Below are 24220 nucleotides of genomic sequence, written 5' to 3'. Positions count from 1 at the left end.
TTAAACCATGTCTTTTTTTGTAAGAGTTTTATTAGTTCTTACGACGTCTCTTAGCTGCGCCGATTAATCCAGTTAAACCGATTAATGCAATTGAAGCACCTGCGATTGCTGCAGCAGTGTCATCTTCGCTACCAGTCTGTGGTAATTCAGAAGCATGTGGTGCTGGAGCTGGTTCTTCATTTGTAGAAACCTTTTGAACTTGTGGAGCTACAGGTTCAGCATCAGGAACATCTTCGCCATGAGGAGCTGGGATGTCTGGTTCTTGTTCTGGAGCAGTTGGAACATCTTCACCATGTGGTGCTGGAATGTCTGGTTCTGCTGGAGTTTCAGGTTGGTCTGGAGTTGGTTCAGGTTGTGGTTGTGGCACTGGAGTTGGATCTACTGGAGTATTTGGAGTAATTACAGTGTAAGTAACAGTGTAGTTACGATCAATATTTCCATCAGTAGATTTAACAGTGTCGCCACCAACTTGGTTAACGCTTGCAGTGTAACCATCAATTTGAGGGGTAGTTACAGTTACGTAAGTGTTAGTTGCTGGAGTCCAGCCATTATCCTTCACAGTCTTACCAGTTACTTTGTCAATAGTAATGCTGTGGTCAAATACTACAGTAGTTACGTTATCTGCTGGAGTGTTTGAACCTGCACTTTGGTAGTGAACAGTTTGAGTACCAGTTCTTCTCAAGTGCTTAGCATCAGTATCATCGCCCCACTTAGGTCCGTTTGGATCGTTAGGGTTGATTGGTTGACCTGGGTTACCTGGCTTATCTGGAGTGATAGTAGTAGTACCGTGCTTCAAGTGAACTTCGAAGTTATTGCCTTCCTTAGCAAAGGTTTCATTGCCATCTTTGAAGTCGTTAGATACTAATTCATAGCCTTGGTTAATGTAATTAGTAATCTTATCAGCGGTAGTGTAGTTGATCTTGTCGCCAACTTTACCGTTGATTTCATCACTCTTAAGAATAGAACCAGTAGTGTCGTCGATGTAAGTTACCTTACCTGCAACTGCTTGAGCTTCAGGTACGTAAGGTACTGGAGTATCTTTACCTGGATCAGTTGGAGTTACAGTTGGTACGCTTGGCTTGTAGCCTGGGATTGATGGAACCGGTTCATCTGGCTTAACCTTAGTTGGATCAGTTGGATCAGTTGGATCAGTTGGGTAAGTTGGAGTTGGTGCATCTGGAATTGGTTTACCAGTTGGATCAACTGGGATAATCTTACCGTTCTTAGTGTAAGTTACAACGATTTGCTTGTTTAAGTCATCTGGAGTAACTGTAGAGCCACCAGCATTACGTCTGTCTGCGTGGTAGCCTTCAACAACTGGAGTATCCTTGTAACCAAATGTGTGGCTAGTTACGTTCCATTGTCCGCCGTCAACGATCTTACCAGTTACCTTATCAACTACCATCTTCTTAGTGAAGTCGAATTGTTGAACATCATCCTTAGGAGTGTTATTGCCTGCACCAGTGTAGTGGATAGTTTGGGTACCAGTTCTCTTGACACTATTTTCGTCAGTGCCTTCTGGCCACTTAGGACCATTTGGATCGTTAGGGTTGATTGGTTCGCCTGGCTTACCTGGGTTTTCAGGAGTTACAGGAACTAAACCATGTTTCAATACTACAGTAAATGTTTGAGTAGTATTGTCGTCGTTATCAAACTTAGCGTCTGCTGGGAAGCCATCATGTACAAGTACGTAACCCTTGTTAATAAGATCATCAATAGTTGACTTAGTTGAGTAGTTAATCTTCTCTTCTGCCTTACCAGTTAAGTTACCTGAACTAGTAATTACAGAGTTGTTGTTATCTGCGTCAACGTAGTTTACAACTGCATTTTGATCCTTAGCTGGAGTTACTGGGTTATATGGAACCGGAGTATCCTTGCCTGGGTCCTTTGGAGTAACAGTTGGAGTTGATGGAATCATTCCAGGAATTTCTGGAACTGGTTCATCTGGAACCACCTTAGTTGGGTCTGTTGGATCTGTTGGGTAAGTTGGTGTTGGTACGTTTGGAATTGGAGTCTTACCATCTGGACCAACTGGAATAATCTTACCGTTTTGAGTGTAGGTTACAGTTACAGTAATGTTATCTTGAGTTACTGCAGTAGCTGGAACTTCTCTCTTATCTGCGTGGTAGCCATCAACAACTGGAGTGTTTACTTGATCGTAAACTGTCTTTTCGCCCTTGGCAATTGACCAATCAGTATCGTATTGACCATTTTTGATAACCTTACCAGTTACAGTATCAACAGTTAAAGTACGAGTCCACTTAGAAGTTTGTACACTATCTGCTGGAGTCTTGTCTCCTGCACCTACGTAGTGAACAGTTTCTTTAACTTCCTTAGCGTATTGATCTGGATTTACACCATCGTGTGGATGGTCTGGATTTACTGGCGCTTGACCATGAACAAAGTCTACATAGAATGTTTGAGTCTTGCTGTCGTCATTGTCAAATACTGCACCTGCTGGGAAGCCATCGTTTTTAAGAACGTAACCTTGATCAGTTAATTTCTTGATAGTATCAGCAGTTGAGTAGTTGATTTCTGAACCAGCTTTACCACTTAAGTTTCCTGAGGTAGCTAATTGAGTGTTAGCACCATTTTGAACGTCACGGTAAATTACTTGTGCAACTTGATCCTTGGCTGGAGTTACTGGAGTGTATGGAACGGGAGTATCCTTGCCTGGGTCAGTTGGAGTAACTGTTGGAGTTGATGGGGTCATTCCAGGAATTTCTGGAACTGGTTCGTTTGGAACTACCTTAGTTGGGTCGGTTGGATCTGTTGGGTAAGTTGGAGTTGGTGCATCCGGAATTGGTTTATTATATGGATCAACTGGAATAATCTTACCGTTTTGAGCGTAAGTTACTGTGATGTGGATGTTCTTTGAATTATGTCCAATACCAGTAATTGCAGTTACGCTACCCTTACCATCGTTGTAGTTTTGACCATCGTCACTAGTTACACTTACAATGTGATAATCCTTGTTAAATGGACTAGTTACGCCACTAAATTTGGTACCATCTTGTGAAGTCCAAGTAATTGCCTTAGTTTGATCAGCTAATTCCTTACCATCAGCATCTGTCCACTTCTTAGTTACAGCATCGTAGTAACCAGTACCTGTGAAGTGAAGAGTATCAGTTACATCACTTGGCTTAGTTGGTAAGCCTTCGTAAGTTACTGTACGAGTTACATCCTTTTCCAAGTCCTTATCAGTTAAACCGTTACCTGGCTTATCTGGAGTTACTGGAATAATGTTGTGTTCTACATAGATAACAGTAGTATGTGGTCCGTCAGTAATTTCAGTAGGAATAGTAACGTCTGGGTTGATTACCTTGTAACCCTTGTTAGTAAGATCTTCAATGGTACCTGGCTTATCGTATTCGAACTTAGTACCTACGTTTTGTTCACCACTTTGCTTACCATAGTCTGGTAAATCAGTGTCAGTAGTTACATCGTGAACTGTTACAGTGATTGAACCCTTTTGAACTACTGGAGCGTCATCCTTAGTGTAAGTTACAGTTACTGTGTAGCTGCTGTCCTTGTGGTTCAAAGTCTTAGAATCGACATTCTTACCATCAGTAGTATCAGCACTTACATTAGTTACGTGGTAACCAGGAACAGTTGGTGAAACAACGTTGTTAACAGTTTGATCTGATGACCAAGTTAATGGAGTAATCCATTGACCAGTTACCTTGTCAAGAACACCACTTGCAGTGAAGTGAACTGTTTGTTCAACATTAGCTGGAGTTTGATCTGATGGAAGACCTGCGTATTGAATAGTACGAGTTACATCATGAGTCAAACTTGTCTTATCAGTATCGTCTGGATACTTAGGACCATTTGGATCGTTAGGGTTGATTGGTTCACCTGGCTTACCTGGTTCATTAGGATTTACAGGTTGGTGACCATGCTTCAATACTACAGTGTAAGTTTGGGTAGTGTTGTCGTCATTGTCGTAAGTTGCACCTGTTGGGAAGCCATCGTGTACAAGTTCGTAACCTTGGTTTTCAAGACTGGTGATAGTTGATTGAGTTGAATAGTCAATCTTAGCGCCGGCCTTACCAGTTAAGTTACCTGAACTAGTAATTACAGAGTTATTGTCATCTGCATCAACGTAGTTTACTACTGCATTTTGGTCCTTAGCTACAACATCTGGAACATAAGGAACCTTAACATCTTCACCTGGGTTACCTGGAACTGGGCTGACTGGATCACCTGGTTTACCAGATTCTGGGTGGAAGCCCGGAATATTTGGCTTTTCATCAGGGTTTCCTTTAGTTGGATCTGTTGGATCGTTAGGGAATTGTGGAGTTGGTACATTTGGAATTGGTTTGCCAGTTGGATCTACTGGAATAATATGACCCATCGGCTTGTAAGTGACAGTCTTTTCAATGTTGTCTTGAGTTACTGCAGTTGCAGGAATATTAGCTTGATCTGCGTAGTAGCCATCAACAACTGGAGTGTTTACTTGGTCGTAAACTGTCTTTTCGCCCTTGGCAATTGACCAATCAGTAGTGTAGCGACCATTTTCGATAACCTTACCAGTTACAGTATCAACAGTTAAAGTACGAGTCCACTTAGAAGTTTGTACGCTATCTGCTGGGGTCTTGTCTCCTGCACCTACATAGTGAACAGTTTCCTTAACTTCCTTAGTGTATTCACTTGGATCTACACCATCGTGTGGATGATCTGGGTTTACTGGTGCTTGACCATGGTGGAAGGTTACTTTAAAGATTTGTTCATTACCTTCAACGTTATCAAATACTGGGTTATTGCTGAAACCATCATCTGCAAGAACGTAACCTTGCTTTTCGTAGTTAGCAATTTCATTAGTAGTTGAGTAATCAATCTTATCGCCTGCTTGACCAGTTAACACAGGAGATTCAGACATTACCTTGTTGTTATCGTCTAAGTCAATATATTGAACCTTAGCCTTTTGTTCAACGTTCTTAGTGTAAACAACTGGAGTATCCTTAGTTGGATCTGGAGGAGTTACAGTGTTTTGACTTGGAGTGTAACCTGGAACATTTGGAGTTGGTTCATCTGGAGTTACCTTAGTTGGATCTGTTGGATCGTTCTTGTAGCTTGGAGTTGGTGCATCTGGAATTGGATTCTTAGATGGATCAACTGGAATAATCTTACCAACTTTCTTGTAAACCACAACGAAAGTTCTATTACGCTTTGCATCAGTTGCGTCGTAAGTAGTAGTGAATCCACCTGCAACAACCTTGTCATTGTCATCACGAGTGTAACCCTTAACTGCTACGTAACCTTCAACTATTGGAACATCCTCACTGTCAAAGTCATAACTTACATTAATCCACTTACCAGTAGCAACTTGTTTGCCAGTTTCTGCGTCGTAAGTATCGCCAGTGTACTTGAAAGTAAAGTTTTGGCTCTTAGATGGACTTAATTCATTACCATCTTCATCTTGGTATTTAACCACTTGTGAAGCTTTAACTTCTTGCTTATTTCTAATTTCAGTATCGTTCTTAGCGTAAACTACAATAGTTTCACTAGTTGGATCATCAACAGTTACAGTAGCACCGTTAACAGTCTTCTTATCAGCGTGGTAACCATCAATTTCTGGTGAAGTTACGTCATTGAATTTATGACTTTCAGGAGTCCAGCCCTTGTCTTCAATTTGCTTACCAGTTACGTTGTCGAATACTAAAGTGTGAGCAAATGTAGTGTTTTGTACATTATCATTAGCTGCTTTAGTACCGTCTGCGTATACGTAGTGAACAGTTTGAGTACCTTGCTTAGTTAAATTCTTAGCATCAGTGCCTTCTGGCCACTTAGGACCATTTGGATCGTTAGGGTTAATTGGTTCACCTGGCTTACCTGGCTTATCTGGAGTGATAGTAGTAGTGTTGTGAACAAAGTGAACTTCGTAATTACCACCTTTTTCAGGCATAGTTGTTACATTGAAGTTATCACTTACAAGCTTGTAACCCTTATTTTCAAGTTCAGTAATTGAAGGTTGAGTACTGTAGTTAAGTGCTTCGCCTGGCTTAGCAGAAATTGACTTGTCATATGAGCTTAAATCAGTTTCTTTTGTATCGTCAAAGTACTTAACAGTTACATTTTGGTTTTCAACATTCTTAGTGTAAACAACTGGAGTGTCCTTAGTTGGATCTGTTGGAGTTACGTTAGGAGTATCAGTGTGCCAACCTGGAATATCTGGAGTCTTTTCGTTTGGAGTTACCTTAGTTGGATCTGTTGGATCATTCTTGTAAGGAACATTAGGTACGGTTTCACCTGGCTTGTTTGGATCTGGAATTGGGTTGCCTTCTGGATCTTGAGGAACAATGTTTCCAACCTTCTTGTAAACAACCTTGAAGACTTTGTTGTTATCTTCTTTTGAACCAGTGTTAGTTGCGGTAAAGCCACCAGCAGTGTACTTACCATCATCAGTCTTAGTGTAACCAGAAACTGCTACGTACCCATCAATTACAGGAACTTCTTCAGCAGTAAAGTTGTGTGAAGTTTTATTCCATAAACCATGCTCAATAGTTTCGCCAGTTACCTTATCAACTGTGTCACCACTGTAGGTAAATTCAAAGTTTTTCTCCTTGTCAGCAAGTAAAGTATTACCTTGATCATCTACGTATTGAACAGTTTGAGAAGCTGGAACGTGTTGTTTGTTTTCAAGATCAGTTCCGTTCTTAGTGTAGGTTACAGTAACTGTAATGTCTTGACTATCCTTAGTTAAGCCAGTGATTGCAGCAACATTATTGCCATCTGCATGCTCTGAAACATTAGTTACGTGGTAGCCAACTTCTGATGGAGAAGTTACACCTTCAAATGAAGTCTTGTTGCTAGTCCAAGTGATTGATGGAGTTGCATTGTTATCAGTATCAATTACCCACTTACCATCTTCTTGCTTAGCATTTACTAATTGACCAGTAATCTTATCTACATAAGCAGTACCAGTAAATACAGCAGTTTGCTTAGCATTAGCTGGAACAGTACCAGTAAAAGTAGTGCCATCAGCATTTACATAGTTAACAGTTAAGTTAACTTTCTTAGTAAGTGCATCTGGTTGTGCTTCTTTTGGAGTGTTCTTTGGTACATCAGTAGGTGGAGTGTTCGGATCTACAGGTTGAACACCATGCTTCATGTGAACAGTGACTGTAATGTTCTTGTTAGCTTCAACCTTATCAGGAAGAGTACCTTCAGTACGAACATATACGTAACCTTGTTTTTCAAGATCAGAAATGCTCTTTTCAGGGTTGTAAGTTACAGGAGTATCAGCTGCTGTATCACCAGAGTTGAAACCAACGTTTGGAATGGTGCTGTCGCTAGTATCATCGTGGAAGATCACTGAAACAGTACCTTGGTCCTTAACGTAAGGAACTTTTACATCTTCGCCTGGGTTACCCGGATTTGGCGTTACTTTATCACCTGGCTTGCCAGTTTCTGGGTGGAAGCCCGGAACATTTGGCTTTTCACCAGGGTTTCCCTTAGTTGGATCAGTTGGATCATTAGGGAATTGTGGTTGTGGTGCATTTGGAATTGGTTTACCAGTAGTTGGATCAACTGGAACAATATGACCAAGCGGCTTGTAAATTACTTTCTTTTCAATATCATCTTGAGTTACCTTTGTTGCAGGAACATTAGCTTGATCTGCGTAGTAACCCTTAATAACTGGAGAATTTACTTGTGAGTATTCACTTGGTTGACCCTTAGCAATTGCCCACTCAGTAGTGTATTGACCGTTTGGAACCACTTCGTTAGTTACTGCATCAACAGTTACTGTACGAGTCCACTTAGAGTTTTGAACGTTATCATCAGCTGCCTTAGTGCCATTTGCGTATACATAATGAACAGTTTCTTTAACATTCTTTTCTACTTGGCTTGGATCTACGCCATGTTTATCTGGAGTATCTGGTCCAACTGGAATTTGACCATGCTTGAACACTACTGTATAAGTCTTGCCATTATTATCAGCAGTGAAGTTGTCGCCTGCATTGTAACCATCTGTTACTAATACATAGCCTTGATTTGTAAGAGTTTCAATTTCAGTCTTAGTTGAGTAATTAATTGCATCGCCAATCTTACCTGATGGGCTATCAGTGTGAAGGACCTTGTTATTTGCATCTTGATCAACGTAATTAACAGTGATCTTAGCATCTTGAGCTTTCTTGTAAACAACTACAGTTTCGTAGTTATCAGGTAAAATAGCACTAAGACCGTTTTGCTTATAGTTCTTAGATAACTCACCATTTTGTACAAGATCTTCTTTATACTGTAATTTTGCAGTTACAGATTTGCCATCTGAGCCAACAGTAATTCCTGGAACATTTGATGATTCAATTGAAGTAGTATACCCATCTTTAACTGGAGAAATAACCTGAGCATAAGGATTGGTAATAACATTACCTTGAGCATCAGTATAAATCCAACCAGAGTCTTGACTTACACCTTGAGCGTTCTTAATGTATTCAAGAGTTTCGTCAGCAGTGTGTGATAAAGCATAGTCTTGAATCTCTTTAATTTTATCTTGAGTAATATCAAGGGTTAGCTTACGAGTTAAGTTAAGATCTTGAGTTGCATCTGGGAATAATTGATTACCTTGCTCATCAACGTACTTAATAGTATTGGTATGTTTACCAACCACTTCCATTTGGGTCTTGTGTGGGAACCAGATTTGGTGACTAGCACGTTGAGTAGAAATACCGTAGTATGGAGCGTCTTTTCCAGTTAATGGACTTCCATCAAAGTTATGTACTTGATTAGCTTTAATATCACCAGTTAAGCCATTACCTTTAATTGAAAGGTCAGGATTTGCTTTATTATTCCACATATCCTTAGTCTGAAAACCACTCATCGGAATATTAACGCCGTTAACATTTAACCAAATTTGCTTAGAACCATCAGACTTAATTTTTTGGTATACAACATAGTCAGTACCATCAACACTAAATACACCCTTACTACCTGACATATAAATTAAGTTCGAAGTATACTGTGATGAAGTGGTATTGATCATGTCACCACCAGTTGCCATCCAACCAGTAGTGGCGCCACCTTTAGAGTAACGTTGTAAGTTAAGCATTAACGGGTCATGAATATCAATTCTAGAATTTGACGAACCTAGAGGGAATGAAATTAATTCAGCATAAAAGTTAGTGTTGTCATCACGAATATCGATAATAGCACCTGTCTTGGAAGTGAATGCTGCATTAGTATTAGAATTTTGTGAATCTAAAGAAACAACATCATCCCAAGGGTTATCACCACGACCCTCAAGAATTACACGGAAAGTCGCGTATTCGTCAACAGTAATATTACCGCCTTCGTTAACACCAATGTAGTTGTATCCATCATAACTACCTGAAGTACCAGTCTTACCTACAGAATGGAAGTAAGTGTTTGAGTGCTTAGAAATTTCAATATTTGAATTATTAGCCAAATCTAAAGCAACGCCACGGCCTTTATTTTCAAAGTGAACGTTTGAATTTTCACCGGAAACAAAGTTAGCATTATTACCTAAGATAATACCGTCTCGACCAGTAAAGTTAAACGTAGATGATTCGCCTAGTTGAACTAATGTAGGACCGTCATTTCTTGAACGAGCGCCGTATCCGCCAAAACGTTCTGAATCAGTTACAGCTGGACGAGTAGCACCGATAGAAATTGCTTGCCCTAAACCAGTGTTAAAGTTGACGTTTGATTGGTAACCACTGATAAAGTTACCACCATTTTTAGCAAATACACCAGCAACATGATAACGAGTAGCAGTAGTTGAAGCGTTAGTTAAGTTAACGTTTAAAGTAGCATTATCACCAACACGAACTGTACCACCATCTCTTAAGTTAATACCATCATTAATTTCAGTACTATTAATTGTTAATGAAGCACCGTTTTCAATATTTACGTTACTTGCGCTAATGTTAGAATTCTTAAAGTTGGTTCTAGCACCAGTATAGTTTTGTTCAGTATATTGATTTTGCGTTGGAACAGAAGAATTAGCACTGTTAACATTTGATACAACCTTACCAGAAATATTAACAGTACCGTCGCCCATTACTGAACCATTAACAGTAATGTTTTGAAGAGTTAAATTACCCGAGTTGTTAAGAGAACTATTTCCAAAGTTAAGTGAAGATTCTTCGTCGGCACCCACAATAGCGAAGTTTTTATTAATATTAAGGTCACTATTAACAGTGATGTTACCCTTAACATTTACACCTTGTGCGTTGCTATTAACTGCCTTTTTAAAGCCATCTTCGTCAGTTACAACCTGATAGTTATTTTTAGCTTTGGATGCGTCAGTGTTAGCATCTGCATTTGCTGTCTTAGCAGTTGCTTGAACTTTGCTTGCAGTAAGCATTCTAGCAGCTAAAATAGGATCTTTAGTATCCTTGTTTGCTTTAGCGTCAGCCTTAAAACTAGCCACCTTAAGAGTGGTAGTAGTTGCTGTCTTAGCAGCTTTAGTTTCTTGTTCTTTATTTGCATCAGTAATCTTGTTTTCTACTTGAGCATTTTTATTTTCAACATTTGTAGCTTCATTAGCTTTTTCTTCAGCTTTAGCAGTATCAGTAGCTTGCTTTACAGCGTCAGTTTTAACTTCTGCTGCAGGTTGTTGTGCTTTGTTTTCAGTAGTTGCTTGGTCACCAGCTACTTGCAATGTAGTAGCTTGCTTTGCAACTTCAACATGATCAACATCTTTGGCAGCAACGCTCTTATCCTCGCCAGATTGTTGTTCAGCATTATCTTTATTATTACCATCAACTGTAGCAGCCTTAGCTTGGCTAGTTTGGGTACCCAAGTAAAGTGAAGTACCTAGTAAAACGGAAGCAGCTCCGATTGTTAATTTTCTAATTCCAAAATGATTTTGACGTTGAGCAGATTGTTCAAATCTTTTTAAACGATTATTTTTTGAAACCATACTTAATTCTTTTTCCTTTCAAGTGTTTAACCAAAGTCTAAATACATATAAGAAGATTGTTTTACTTCCCTTAGCAATAATTAATATAACACTCGTTATTCAACATGTCTAGATGCTTTAAATAACATCAGCAGTTAGCAAGTTATCTATATGAGTTTAGTGAAAATGACGCAGCGTCAACTATTGCTAAAGCAATAGACTTATTTAATAACAGTTATTACAAGATAAGAAAAAAGCTTTGAAAAATTTCTCAAGAATTTTTTCAAAGCTTCATAAAAATAACAAAATGTTTTGTTATATCTATTCTTCGTCTATTGCTCCAGTGCTATCTTCATATACTTTTTCAACTTTTGCTGGATGATGAAAATGATAAATAACGAGTGGCAAAATTGTCACAATCAGGCATAATCCAATCATCGTTAACACATAAGCTCCCCGTAAATGCATCGGTGTACCTTGTGCTGGAAGAAAAGAAATAAAAAATGCAACTACTGTAATAATCAAAGCAACAATCGCAACAATGATACTAATAACAGGGCTTTTACTCATATAATAGCTACGTTCTAAGTTTTGATGCTTAATTTTTAATACAATATAAGAGATTAACATTAAAATATAAACCATCAAATATTGCGCAGTCGTTGCTGCTAATGAAACATTAAAAGCAAAATCCGCATTAGTTCCACTGGTGAAAGTAATTAATAGTGCGGAGATAGAAACAATAATCGTCTGTAAAACAATTAATCGCATTGGAACATCCCTCTTAGTCGACTTGGCAAAGAACTTCGGCATGTATCCTTCTTTGGCAGCTTCAAACATACCCTGACTTGGACCTGCCAACCAGTTACCAAGTTCGCCGATAATTCCGCAGGCAAGTAAGATTCCGATAATTTTTTGCAATAAATTGCCTGGAAGGCCAATTGAATCAAGTAAGTGACCAAAAGTATAAACAAAACCAGTTGAGTTTTCAATTTGGCTCTTAGGTACAGACATTCCAATTGCCATACTTCCTAACAAGTCAAAACAAATCGCGGTCGCAGCTAAAGCTATCATAACTTTAGAATATGATTTGGGCTTTTCCAAATATTTAACGTGCGGAGCTGACGCTTCTCCACCACAAAAAGCTAACATAAATGGCACAAATGCCACTAAAGTATTTCCATTTAAATGGTGCGGCAAGACTGTATTGAAATTAATGTGCAAATAGAGTTGCTTGCCTTGTGCAACATAAACTAAAAATGCAGCAATCAATAAAACAACCGGCAGAGCAATTCCTAATCCAAATAACCAAACAGCGATGCGTCCGATGCGCTTGACTCCAACCATTTCAACTAAGGTAATGGTCCAAATAATGATCATCATTAACAAAAATCTGATCCACGGCGTTGTGTTAAACCAAGGCGTATTCAGCGTAATTGATAAAGCTCCGATGATTACATACATCATCGTGTTCATCCCTACTGTAATGTGGATCCATTGATAAAACATTGCTGTCCAGCCAGTCTTATCGCCTAATGAACCTTTTACCCAGGTGAAAATACCACCTTTGTCCCAGCCATCAATTGAAGCCATTTCGCCAGCTATTTGCGTAATTGGTATAAACCATATAATACCAGCTAAAAGCAAATAAAAAAGAGCGGTCGGACCAGTTTTACCAAATGGTGCCAGCTCATTAACGGAAATAACCATTGAGCTGGTCATGGCAAACAGCTTTAGAGCGGTTAATTGATTATATTTCTTATCTTCTTGCATTAAAGAAGATTCTACATTTTCTTGTTGCATTACAAGGCTTTCCCCCATCTTTTCAATAAAAAGTATTATACCCTAATCTTCACATGAAAAAAGTCTAAATTTAAAATTGGTCTAATTTCTCGCAAAAAAAGATAGTCATTTAATCGTGACTATCTTTTCCTATATTATTTATTTTAAAAACTAGTTTTTATTCTTTGACTTAAAAATAGCAAACAATAATCCGCCTAAAAGTCCAAATACAGAACCTAATAACAGCATAAAGGTATTTTGCTTGTTAGAAGTTTGCGGCAATTTAGTATGGCGCATATTTGTATTAACTGGTGCATTATTTTCTTTTGCATATAACTTAGCATTCGAATTTCCATAAACTAAAGCTTTACCATCTAACTGACCATCAACTCGCTCGCTATTTAGCTTACTGGTTTCGTCTAAATCTTCGTGATTCTTATCAATTGAAGTATCAGGCTTTATGCTAGGCTTATTTGGAGCTAACGCAGGTTGATTTGAATTTTGATCAGAAGGAGTTGTCTGATTAGTACCACTTGGGTTGCTTGGAGTTGTTGCCGGATTTCCATTACCGCCATTGCCACCATTTTCTCCTTGGTCTGGCGATGAGTTAGCACTATAACTAATCACAATCACTTGATCTTGCGATAAAGTATCAGGCTTATTTGATTGCGTAGCTACTGCTGTGACTTGTGGCACAGTTTGGTTGATTAAGTCATAAGCCTTATCATCAACTATTGCCGTCGCAGTAAATCCCTTCTTTGCAACATTGACGCTATCAAAGACAATTGCACCATTATTTGACCACGGCGTATAAGTTGCTGTGCCAGTAGCAGTATTAGTAATCTTAGTGCGAATAAAGACCGCTTGCTGCTTAGCTAAGATCTTTACTTTACCATTTTGTGTGGTTTCAATGATTCTGGTAATTACTTTAGTTTCTACTTGACTAGTTTCGTGTGGTTTAGGCATCGGCTTAATTTGTTTAGGATAATAAATATTAAATACTTCATCGACTGTATCATCAGTTACTTGCACCAAAGCCAATCCAGTGGCTGCTTCAAATTTATTACCTTTAGTTAAAACCTCAGGTTGACCGAAACCTTCTTTAGTTAAGTTAGGATAAGTTACAGCGGACCAGAAATCGGCATCTTTATTAAAGATTCCAGCTTGCAGTGCATCGGTTGTATCAACTTTTACTTGACCATTTTGACGACTTGGAACATATTGACCGCTGGCATTAAAGCTACCAGTTGTGTTATAGCCAACAACTTTATTAGTTGCATCATCTAAGACTTGACAAATATATTTTGTCACGCTTTGCACTTGCTTAGGAGCTAAAGCAGTTAACGCCTTGCCTGTTTCTTTATCATAGTAGTTAATTATCCGCGTAACTTGCTGAGTAATCATCTTATAGCCAGTTTGCGCTTCAACTTCAATCTTCAAAGTTTGGCTTGGCTGGTTAGTGAAAGTATAGCTAGTTGGCAAACTCACTGCTTGATAGCCTTGCGGAATCTTAAAATCGCTACTAGTAAAGTTGATTTTTGTACCATCAGTCCCACTAAAGCTCTTTTGCCCAGGAGATGCTACTACTTGGTTATTATCAACATTAACGTATTCAATAGTTAAGGTAGCGTCTTGTGGCTGCGGTTGAGGTTGAGGCTGTTCAATATTTAAAGGGGTATCGACAATTTGAATATGGGCCCAATTTTGCTGATTTGGAATAAAAGGTGCAAATCCATCGACATACATCCCTGTCACTTCATAGCCAGTCTTACCGATGTCATTTACCAAGTTTTTATCCATCCCAGGCAGCACAATTCTGCCAATTACCGCTTGACCTGGAACGTTGCCAGCATTTACTGCAACTGATTTTACATTCTGCCAGCCACCGATTTTATTAATTTCATTTGCAGAAACAAACTCATTTAAATCAGGTCGACCATGCTCTAAATCTGTTAACTCATTACTGTAAGAAAAACTAAGTTTACCATTATATGCATTATTCAGAGCTTTAAAATAAGCGGGTCCTGTCATTGTAAAGTTAAATTGACTGTCATATTGACCTATTTGTGGCAAATTTGCAATCACTAAGCAATTTTGCAAAGTATGTGTAGCGGTATTCACAATCGACACATCAAAGTTCATCGCATTTGAGCCAAGAGCGTAAGAGCGCCCATTTTTATTTGGCAATAGATTTTCATTGCCTTGCCCAGCAGTTGCTACATAAGAGCCCGATGCTTGATTAATCTGCCACAAACCAGATCCTACATAATAAAGATTGTTAAGATTATTTTGTACCCACGCCGGATTAAATGCATCCGTCGTCGAATTTTGGCTAAAGTTTTTTGTTTGCCCATACTCAGAATTTAATAACTTTGTCGTATTGCTAATAACATACAAATCATATGGATATTCACCATTTGTGGCAATCGGCAAATTGTTCAACCCTACCTCATTACATGCACTAGACAAGGCGTTAAAGTTAAATTTGGTATTTGTATAATCAATTTTTACTACTTCACGATTTCCAACCAAAAAGACACTCACTTTAGGAATAGCTGTTTGATCATTATTAGAATTCAAATTAGTGACAATCTCGCCAGCTGGATTTACATTTGCAACGTTTACTTCAGGCAAAACATAGTAAAAAATTGGCTCATAAATATAAGGAGAATTTATAAAAGGATTGCCAGCAGAATAAATGCTTAAATATCCGGCATTATCGCTATCTGCTTCCATCCCTTCACCGTTTGTCGGATTTTGATAAGTAAACAAGCCAATAGCAGAAGTTTTTTGAGCAATTTCTTGAGTAGTTGATTGTGTTACTGATTTGCCATTGCCTGTAAAAGTAATTTTGGATGTTAAGCTATCCCCTATTTTTAAGTTGTCAGCCAACTTACCTAAGCAGATAAAGACTGCTGCATTCGTATTTTGCTTTGCATAAACAGTGTTACTTGGCAAAGCAGCTGTTTGACCACTTAAAGAAATATAATTTGGTTTAAAGACTGCGCTCATAATTGAACTATCAGTAGTTTGCACGCTTTGCCCTGCATTAATGCTTCCAACTATCGTCTTACCATTTGCTAAAGTTAAAACGTATTGGTATTGCATCGTTTGCGGCAAGGTAGCTCCTGCCGGTGTTTTAATTTGGTTAATCAAAAGTCCTGGCGCAAAGGTTAAGTTAATTATCCCATCAGTAATCGGAGCACTTGTTTCATTAGTAAAACCAAAGTAATTGAGCACTAATTCTTGATTAGTATTTACTAGTTGATTATTAAGATAGGCATTACCCGCATTAGCCACTAGCTGTCCTTGAACCGGCTTATTATCTTGATTATTTTTGCCTAAGATTGTTTCACTAAAGCTGGGAATATTCTCTTCTGCAGTTGTCTTTGTAACCGTGCCTTCATCATTTAATTTTTGCATTATTTGAATTGAACCAGTACTACCTAAAGTTTCATTATTTTGTGGCTGCTTTAATTCATATTGACCAACTAAAAAATAGCCTTGATTCTGATCATTATTTGACCACTGATCGCCACTGCCCTTAGGTGCGTTAATAACAATTGGCGTACCAATTCCACCAGGCTGAGTAATAGTCGTCTGATCATTACTATCTGCAAAATTATTAGCAGCTTTTGTTTCAGATTCAGACAAAATAAAATATTTTGGCACTGGAATTGTAATTGTCGTCCCATAATTTACGGCACTATTAACCAGATCAGCCGTATAATCATCACTATTATCTAATCCATCGCTTTCATTGACTTTAAACAAATAAGTTGTTGAGGTATTAGGAGCTACAGCACTAACTTGGCTATTTGGAACCAAACGACTTATACCAGGACTCCATTGTGGCATGATATTTGTAGTATATGTAACAGGCGTTTGGCTTTGATTATTAAAACTCCAGTTAATTTGCCAATTAGTTGTTCCAATATTTGTCATGGGAGTAGGTTGAGCTACAGCAGCATCATTTTTATTTAAGTCAATTTCGGTTTTAATAACTCCTGCATGCGTGAAATTATAATCAATCGTCGCCATTGTTTGATTATTTTTAGTACTAGTACTAGTTTGAATATTTCCAAAATTGTCCTGAATAGGGACTGCACTTACGCCAGCCCAAAAGTTAGAATCATAAGGAATATTGACTTGACCATGATCGCCCGCATGCACACTCCAATTAATAGTAATCTGCATTTGCGTTTCACTAGACGTCGAGCCAAAATTATTAGCATTTAAGTTTAAGCTAGGTTGCTCTGGAGCAATCTGATTATCTTGTACATTTTTTTGTTTATCAGCTGTATTATGCACTGCTGCAACTTTACTTTGACTAACAGCAGGTACTTGTGTTTGTTTTGATACTAAACTTGCTGCTTGCACATTTTGTGGATTTTGCATTAAGAAGAAAGCACCAATTGCCGCTGAAATTAGCGCACCTGAAGCAATTTTTCTAAAGCTAAATCGTTCACAAATCGGATTAATATTTTTATTTCTTTCATTAATGTTATTTCTAGATAAATATTTCATTGCCAAACTCCTTCCTTGTAAATATAAGTAGTTAAGCACTTACACCCTATTCACAATCAATTATAGTTACGACAAGATTTAAAGGATAATAATATGACTTATAGGAAGAAAAAGAAAAAATTACAGTAAATTTCGGCTTTTGTGTTTTGTTTAACAATCTCGAGTGTATAATAATAAACGGTAAAACTATTAATTTTACGGAGGTTTAATTTATGACAAAGATTTTTGCTTACGCTATTCGTAAAGACGAAGAACCATTCTTGAACGAATGGAAGGAAGCTCACAAGGACATCGATGTAGATTACACTGATCAACTTTTGACTCCTGAAACTGCTGCATTAGCTAAGGGTGCTGATGGTGTTGTTGTTTACCAACAATTAGACTACACCCCAGAAACTCTTCAAGCATTAGCAGACGCTGGCGTAACTAAGATGTCATTGCGTAACGTTGGTGTTGATAACATTGACATGGACAAGGCTAAAGAATTAGGCTTTGAAATCACTAACGTTCCTGTATACTCTCCTGACGCTATTGCTGAACATGCTGCAATCCAAGCTGCTCGTGTATTACGTCAAGATAAGCGTATGGACGAAAAGATGGCTAAACGTGATTTACGTTGGGCACCTACTATTGGTCGTGAAGTTCGTGATCAAGTTGTTGGTGTTGTAGGTACTGGTCACATTGGACAAGTATTTATGAGAATTATGGAAGGTTTCGGCGCAAAAGTTATTGCTTACGATATCTTCAAGAACCCAGAACTCGAAAAGAAGGGTTACTACGTTGACTCACTTGATGACTTATACAAGCAAGCTGATGTAATTTCACTTCACGTACCAGATGTTCCAGCTAACGTTCACATGATTAACGACGAATCAATCGCTAAGATGAAAGATGGCGTAGTTATCGTAAACTGCTCACGTGGTCCACTTGTTGATACTGATGCCGTAATCCGTGGTTTGGATTCAGGTAAGATCTTTGGTTTCGTAATGGATACTTACGAAGACGAAGTTGGTGTATTTAACGAAGACTGGGAAGGTAAAGAATTCCCAGACAAGCGTTTAGCTGACTTAATCGATCGTCCAAATGTTTTAGTAACTCCACATACTGCTTTCTACACTACTCACGCAGTACGTAACATGGTTGTTAAAGCATTCGACAACAACTTGAAGTTAATCAACGGCGAAAAGCCAGATTCTCCAGTTGCATTGGATAAGAACAAGTTTTAATTAGACCTATTAATTTAAGTCAAAATAAAAGCACGAGTTTTTAACGCTCGTGCTTTTTTCGTTTGGTTAATTTTTATGATATTTTTTGTACATTTTGTTATCAAGCCAAATACCAAGAACCATCAATAGTTCCCAAACAATAGTTATTGGCACTCGAATAGTAACTAAAAAAGTATAAGTATCCCAATCCGTAGAAAATGGGAAAAATAGAAATAATAATGGAAGAGCTAAGTAAAGAGCTATCAGTTGTTTGCGGTAAGGATTAGGTTTAGCGTATGCCACTTTCGCATTAATAATTTTAGAAATATTAATTGCAGCAAATCCCACCATAATAGCTGCTGCTATAAAAATACAGATGCTAGCCATAGTTGCTTCTTCCTCCCTATTTTTATGCGCTTTCCTAAGTATATTTTATCACACTAATTTATAGACAGAATCAGTACATACAGCTTATGCCTTGTGATTTATTCTAGTTCTTCAAATACTTGTCTTTTTAACACATATTCTCTAAAAAAAGGTAGCGTAAATGCAACTTCACCATAATTGGTTACTTTAATTACTTGATCATCTAATAAACGGCGTCGATAATTAGCTACAAAATTACTTGGACGATTGATACGCTGACGAATATCTTTAATTAAAACGCGATTTTTATCACTTTGAGCCATTGCATATAAAAACTTGCGATCTTGATTAGATAAACCATCGAATATCTTAGTATAGGCATTTTGGTCCAATTCTAATAAATATTCTGGCTTAATTTGTTCCAATAAATTAGCATCGATTATTTTCGTATGTTTGGCTTTTTTCCATGCTAGATAGCCTAATAATTGAAAGGCATATGAATATCCTTTAGTCATAACTGCCATTTCAATCAAAGTCCCATCTTCTACACTATAACTTGCCTCACTAAAGACATTGCGATAACTATATTCAATTTGAGTTAAATTTAACGAAGAAAGAGCAATTCTTTTTCCACGTAGTATAAAGGTCATCACATCTTAATTTTGAAGCTCAGAAACATTTTCTGGCAAGCCTGTAATCATTAAGGCCACTGGATAATCATCACGATTAAGCAATTGATAATATGAGGCAAAGTTTCTCAACTATTTAGTACTTTTGACTTCATCGATCGTAATCAAGACTTTTATTCCTTGATCTTTTAACCGAGAAAACATCTGCGTCAAGATTCCTTGATATGTCGACAAAGTATGCTCAATATTTGCAGAGAGTTGCAAGCCAAAAGCAGAAAATGTAATACCACGAATAGATTCAAAGACCTTTTGCAATTTTGAATCAGCTTCGATGTATAAATTATCAATTAATATTGCAAGCAAGTTAGATTCCATTGCAAGATTAACAACTAACCAATTATCTTTGCGTTCAACTTTGCGTCCAACTTCAGTTAAAAAAGTTGTCTTTCCTACACCCCGCATCCCATAAACAATAGAAATTTTATAAGGACTATTAGGATTGTCTAATTCTTCTACTACATTATCAATTAACTCCCCTCGATTTAAAAAGATCTTCGGAATTCTACCAAAACTTGGATTAAATGGATTATTCATATTTGCTCACCAGCTTTTATGTATCTTTGTGTATTTATATGTATCTAGCATTTTTGATTTACTTTGTATAATATTTTTTTAATATTAAAAGTATATTGATAATTTTATTTTCATTAAGTACTATTATAAGTATAATTTTTATTTTGGAGATAGTGCATGAAAATATACTTTAAACAAAAGAAAGCTTTATTTATTTTTGTATCATTATTAATCATAGTAAATTCTTTATTTTCAACTTTAGCTGGATTAGCAAGTGCCAACGCCTTAAGCGAAATAGCTAAGAAAAATGGTCACCAATTCTTTATCTGGATTGGAGTTATGGCGGGATCTTACGTACTTTATGCCGTTTTCAGATATCTAATAACTATTTTTAAAACTAAATTAAAACAAGAAATTGATCGTCTAATTAGAAAAAACATTTCTCATCGAATGGAAAAAACTGACTATGAAGGGTTCCATGAGCAAAAAGTTGCTACTTATACTTCTTGGATGACTAACGATATTAATACTATCAACAACTATGGCGTAGATGATTTTATGATGATTATTCAGCAAGTAAGTGAAATAGTATTTGGCGCTATAACTTTAGCTTATTTTCAAATTAGTCTAGTATTTACCGTGGCAATATTAACTGTAATCATGACAATTGTGCCTAATTTATTTTCTAAATGGCTCTCTAATCGATCATTAGAATTAACACATGCCAATGAAAGATTAGTAAACAAAATCAACGATATTTTAGAAGGATTCAATGTCTTATTTTTAGGTAATGCATTACGCTTAATTACTAAAAAAATTGATCAAGCATCCCTTGATGTACAAGATCATACAGTTGATTACGCAAAAGCTGCTGGTCTTACTCAAGCAGTTACAAATGGAATTGCATTTTTAAGTCAAGTAATTATTCTGGCACAGACCGGTTTTCTTATCTTACACAATTTAACTCCAGTAGGTACTGTTAGTGGTGCGCAATATTTTGCAGGAACTATTTTTGCCGAATTAAGCGGTATTAGCTTCAATTGGCAAGAATTCAAGACTGTAAAGCCTATTTTAAATAAATTCAACAAAATTAAAGTTCAATCTAACAATGAACCTGCCAAAAATCTTTCAAATTGTCAAAACAATTTAAAAGCTACCGACTTATCGTTTGAGTATCCTGGTAGCAATAAAAAAATTTTACAGAACTTAAATATTAATTTTGAAGCTGGCAAAAAATATATTATCGTCGGTGATTCAGCTGCTGGTAAAACCACTCTGTTCAATCTTCTTAGTGCACTATTACGAAAATATCAAGGAAAGATCTCATTAGAAGACATCGATTACAAATCGCTTTCTGATAAACAAATTCATGAAAAAATAGGCTACGTACAACAAATACCATATATCTTCGATGCATCTTTAAGATGGAATCTTACTTTAGGCGAGAATTATTCTGACGAAAAGTTAAGCCAAGTCATCAAACAAGCAGGATTAGATTCTCTAATTAAAGACCTTTCTAATGGTTTAGATGAAAAGCTAGACGTTAACAAATTATCTGGTGGACAAAAACAACGAATTTCGTTTGCACGCGAATTGTTAAGAGACCGGCCAATTTATTTGCTTGATGAATTTACTTCATCTCTAGATAAAAAATCTAGTGTAGAACTAGAGAAAGTAATGATGAATAAGCAAAATACTACTTCAATTATGATCACTCACCATTTACATGATGATATTGCAAACTTAGCCGATGAAATTGTACATATTTAATATTATTTTTTAAATTCACAAAAAAATATTTGTACTTTTCGGGTAATAAATAATGTAGCAAAATTTGATTGTTTTGCTTTTCAGCTTTGCTGTATTTTATTCTAAAAATAATGTACAATATTTATCTAAAGGAAGTGATGATCATGTTACAAATTCAACCTGTTTCAGAATTGAGAAATTATAATAAAGTACTTGAGAAAGTCACAAAGGATGATCCTGTATTTCTTACCAAAAATGGTTATGGCAAATTTGCACTCGTAGATATCGAAAAATACGACGAGTTTACCGCAGCGCTTGAACTAGTTAATAAACTTAAAAAAGCTGAAAAGTCAAAACACTATGATTTTGACAAAATCAAGGGAGATTTATTCAGCTAATGTTCTTATTAGAATTATCAGGTCCTTCAAAAGAATATTTTGAAAACCTAAAGAGATATCTGCTGGTCACTTTTGGTGAAAAAGTCACAAAAGAAGTTTTATCTAAAGAAGAAAAAAAGCTAGAAAATTTGCAGTCCTTTCCTTATATGGGAATCAAAGCCACGAAGCTTTCAAAAATACTTAATGGGTATTATGTTCTAATTGATAAAAACGAATATATCTTTTATCGTATAAATGAAAATAAAAAAGTAATTTATGTAGAACTTATTTTAAGTACCAAGGAAGATATCATCAAAAGAATTCAAAAGAATTCAAAAAAATTTTCATTAATTCAAGCGTATCCATTTGGATACGCTTTTTCTTACCTGAATAGTTCATATATGAGAAATATAAAATCCATATTAATCACAAAGGCTGCCCATACGAGCAGCCTTTTTAAAAATTTTAAATTCGAAAAAAATTTTTAACACTTTTCGTGTAATAAATAATGTGGGGTAAAAATTAATTCATTACAACCATTTCTCTTATTTTCAATCTTAATCTCAATCTATCTCATTAAATAAGATTAACCCCACAAATATCCACTTTCTACGGACGCTTAATCGCGTCCCTTTTTTGTATCGCGTTTTAATTTTAATTGCTTTAAATCTAAGGCCTTCTTTTTCAATGGCTTAATATCCAAAATATCGAGCAAGAATGTGAAGATTGGCACGCCAACGATCAATCCCCAAATACCCCAAAAGTGCTCGCCAACTAACAAAACAACGAATGTATAAAAAATTGGCAATTCTGTTTTGCTAGACATAAACTTCGGGTTAAGAATATAAGCCTCAATTGCGTGAATAATCATAATAATGATGAAAATATAAATTACATATTGTATGCCACCCACTGTATAAGCCACAATACTCAGCGGAATCAAAGAAATAATCACTCCAGCGACTGGGATCAAACTCAAAATAAAGACCATCAAGCCTAAAGCAATAATCTGCGGCATTTTCATTACGATCAAGCAAATCATCGTCAAAACTGTATTGCAAATCGCAATAAAGAACTGTGCTTCTAAAACGACACCGAAAGTATTCACGAATTTTTTACCAAAATAATGAATATCTTCAAATAACCATGTTAAATAGCCCGTTTTCAAAAATGATTGTGAAAACTCATGCATTTGTTTTAATTCAATCGTGTAAAAGAAGCTCAAAATTAATGACATGAAAAAGGCAACCGTTACAGAGCCAAAACCAGTCAATGCATGAATAGCAATTCCCATACCCTTTTTAACTTGCGTTGTAATTTCGCCTTTACTTACATATTGGTTAACATAGCTCATCACGCCATCCATATCGTTTGACTGATAGAACTTAACCACTGAATCAACAACCTTGATGCTTTGCTTGATTAGCACTGGCATGTAAATGGTAATGCCAAAATAAAGCAGTGCGACCAATAGCAGATATGTCACAGCAACGATGATTTGTGATGGGACTTTAGGGATGTGTTTTTTAACAAAATTGATTAAGTGAACTATTAAATAAGTAAAAATAAATGTTAATAAAATTGTGTTCATCATTGATCTGGCTTCATAAAGCACAAAGATCAATAACATTAATACGACAAAGCGTCGCAGTGGAATATTTTGTTTGAAATTTTGCCAAACTTTTTGCATACTTGTTCTCTTTCTTAGTAATTACGCATACTCTAAATTATACCCCACCAATTTGATAATTAAACTATATTCAATTCACTATATGTGACAACTTTTACCAAAGAGTGTTATACTAAGTTTATATATTAAATGAAAGCGTTTTATAAATGAAATTATGGTGGGGTGCCAACCTTTATTGGCTAATATTATTAACTTGGGGTAGTTTTAAATTAAGTAATTACAATTTTGATACCAGCGAACTCGGCGAAGACTTATCACGCGCATTAATTGCTGTCGCAGTAGTTGCAGCTGCATTAATGATTACAGAATTTCAATGGGCCTGGTATTACTGGCTGACAAATCACGATAAAAAAGGCTAAGCTTAATGATATGAACCCCAAATTTGGGACATATTATTAATTAGCTCTGTTTAAAACCATATTTCGATATTCTATCGGAGTATGGTTTTTTAGTAC

Annotated in this window: 12 protein-coding genes; 5 read left to right on the top strand and 7 right to left on the bottom strand. The window is 36.6% G+C overall.

The window, feature by feature from the left end; translation table 11 throughout:
• Positions 1 to 31: 31 nt before the first annotated feature.
• From BN55_RS03835 to BN55_RS03825, 3 genes are all read right to left on the bottom strand, one after another.
• On the bottom strand, positions 32 to 10888 hold the full coding sequence (locus BN55_RS03835; RefSeq protein WP_008470503.1) for a mucin-binding protein: 10857 nt from the start codon (positions 10886 to 10888) through the stop codon (positions 32 to 34).
• A 300-nt stretch (positions 10889 to 11188) separates the two neighbouring features.
• A complete protein-coding gene (locus BN55_RS03830) occupies positions 11189 to 12670 on the bottom strand; it encodes an amino acid permease (protein WP_008470502.1) in 1482 nt (493 codons plus the stop codon).
• Positions 12671 to 12820: 150 nt separating this feature from the next.
• On the bottom strand, positions 12821 to 17176 hold the full coding sequence (locus BN55_RS03825; protein ID WP_008470500.1) for an LPXTG cell wall anchor domain-containing protein: 4356 nt from the start codon (positions 17174 to 17176) through the stop codon (positions 12821 to 12823).
• A 212-nt stretch (positions 17177 to 17388) separates the two neighbouring features.
• Here BN55_RS03825 and BN55_RS03820 point away from each other — a divergent pair, with 212 nt between their 5' ends.
• Positions 17389 to 18402, top strand: a complete 1014-nt coding sequence (locus BN55_RS03820; protein WP_008470498.1) for a D-2-hydroxyacid dehydrogenase — start codon at positions 17389 to 17391, stop codon at positions 18400 to 18402.
• Between the two features lie 66 nt (positions 18403 to 18468).
• Here BN55_RS03820 and BN55_RS03815 read toward each other — a convergent pair whose 3' ends face one another.
• The 3 genes from BN55_RS03815 to BN55_RS10220 all read right to left on the bottom strand — a co-directional run bounded on the left by BN55_RS03815 (position 18469) and on the right by BN55_RS10220 (position 19970).
• A complete protein-coding gene (locus BN55_RS03815) occupies positions 18469 to 18768 on the bottom strand; it encodes a hypothetical protein (protein WP_008470497.1) in 300 nt (99 codons plus the stop codon).
• A gap of 98 nt (positions 18769 to 18866) precedes the next feature.
• Complete coding sequence (locus BN55_RS10225) at positions 18867 to 19397, bottom strand: hypothetical protein (RefSeq protein ID WP_008470496.1); 531 nt, start codon at positions 19395 to 19397, stop codon at positions 18867 to 18869.
• A gap of 111 nt (positions 19398 to 19508) precedes the next feature.
• Positions 19509 to 19970, bottom strand: a complete 462-nt coding sequence (locus tag BN55_RS10220; protein WP_008470494.1) for an AAA family ATPase — start codon at positions 19968 to 19970, stop codon at positions 19509 to 19511.
• Positions 19971 to 20126: 156 nt separating this feature from the next.
• Here BN55_RS10220 and BN55_RS03805 point away from each other — a divergent pair, with 156 nt between their 5' ends.
• The 3 genes from BN55_RS03805 (at position 20127) to BN55_RS03795 (ending at position 22563) form a co-directional block, all read left to right on the top strand.
• The gene (locus BN55_RS03805; protein ID WP_008470493.1) at positions 20127 to 21719 is read left to right on the top strand and encodes an ABC transporter ATP-binding protein; all 1593 of its coding nucleotides are present in this window, start codon (positions 20127 to 20129) and stop codon (positions 21717 to 21719) included.
• A gap of 143 nt (positions 21720 to 21862) precedes the next feature.
• Positions 21863 to 22096: a type II toxin-antitoxin system prevent-host-death family antitoxin gene (locus BN55_RS03800; RefSeq protein WP_008470492.1), complete on the top strand. Its 234-nt coding sequence runs from the start codon at positions 21863 to 21865 to the stop codon at positions 22094 to 22096.
• Positions 22096 to 22563, top strand: a complete 468-nt coding sequence (locus BN55_RS03795; RefSeq protein WP_008470490.1) for a type II toxin-antitoxin system RelE/ParE family toxin — start codon at positions 22096 to 22098, stop codon at positions 22561 to 22563. Before BN55_RS03800 ends, BN55_RS03795 begins: the two co-directional genes overlap by 1 nt.
• Before the next feature lie 131 nt (positions 22564 to 22694).
• Here BN55_RS03795 and BN55_RS03790 read toward each other — a convergent pair whose 3' ends face one another.
• Complete coding sequence (locus BN55_RS03790; RefSeq protein WP_008470488.1) at positions 22695 to 23765, bottom strand: AI-2E family transporter; 1071 nt, start codon at positions 23763 to 23765, stop codon at positions 22695 to 22697.
• Positions 23766 to 23911: 146 nt separating this feature from the next.
• Between BN55_RS03790 and BN55_RS03785 the strand changes: the two genes are divergently transcribed.
• Complete coding sequence (locus BN55_RS03785) at positions 23912 to 24124, top strand: DUF3923 family protein (protein WP_008470486.1); 213 nt, start codon at positions 23912 to 23914, stop codon at positions 24122 to 24124.
• Positions 24125 to 24220: the final 96 nt, after the last annotated feature.

The sequence above is a fragment of the Lactobacillus hominis DSM 23910 = CRBIP 24.179 genome (assembly GCF_000296835.1).
In the GTDB taxonomy this organism is placed as follows: Bacteria; Bacillota; Bacilli; order Lactobacillales; family Lactobacillaceae; genus Lactobacillus; species Lactobacillus hominis.
This window is presented reverse-complemented; position numbering and strand designations above follow the sequence as displayed.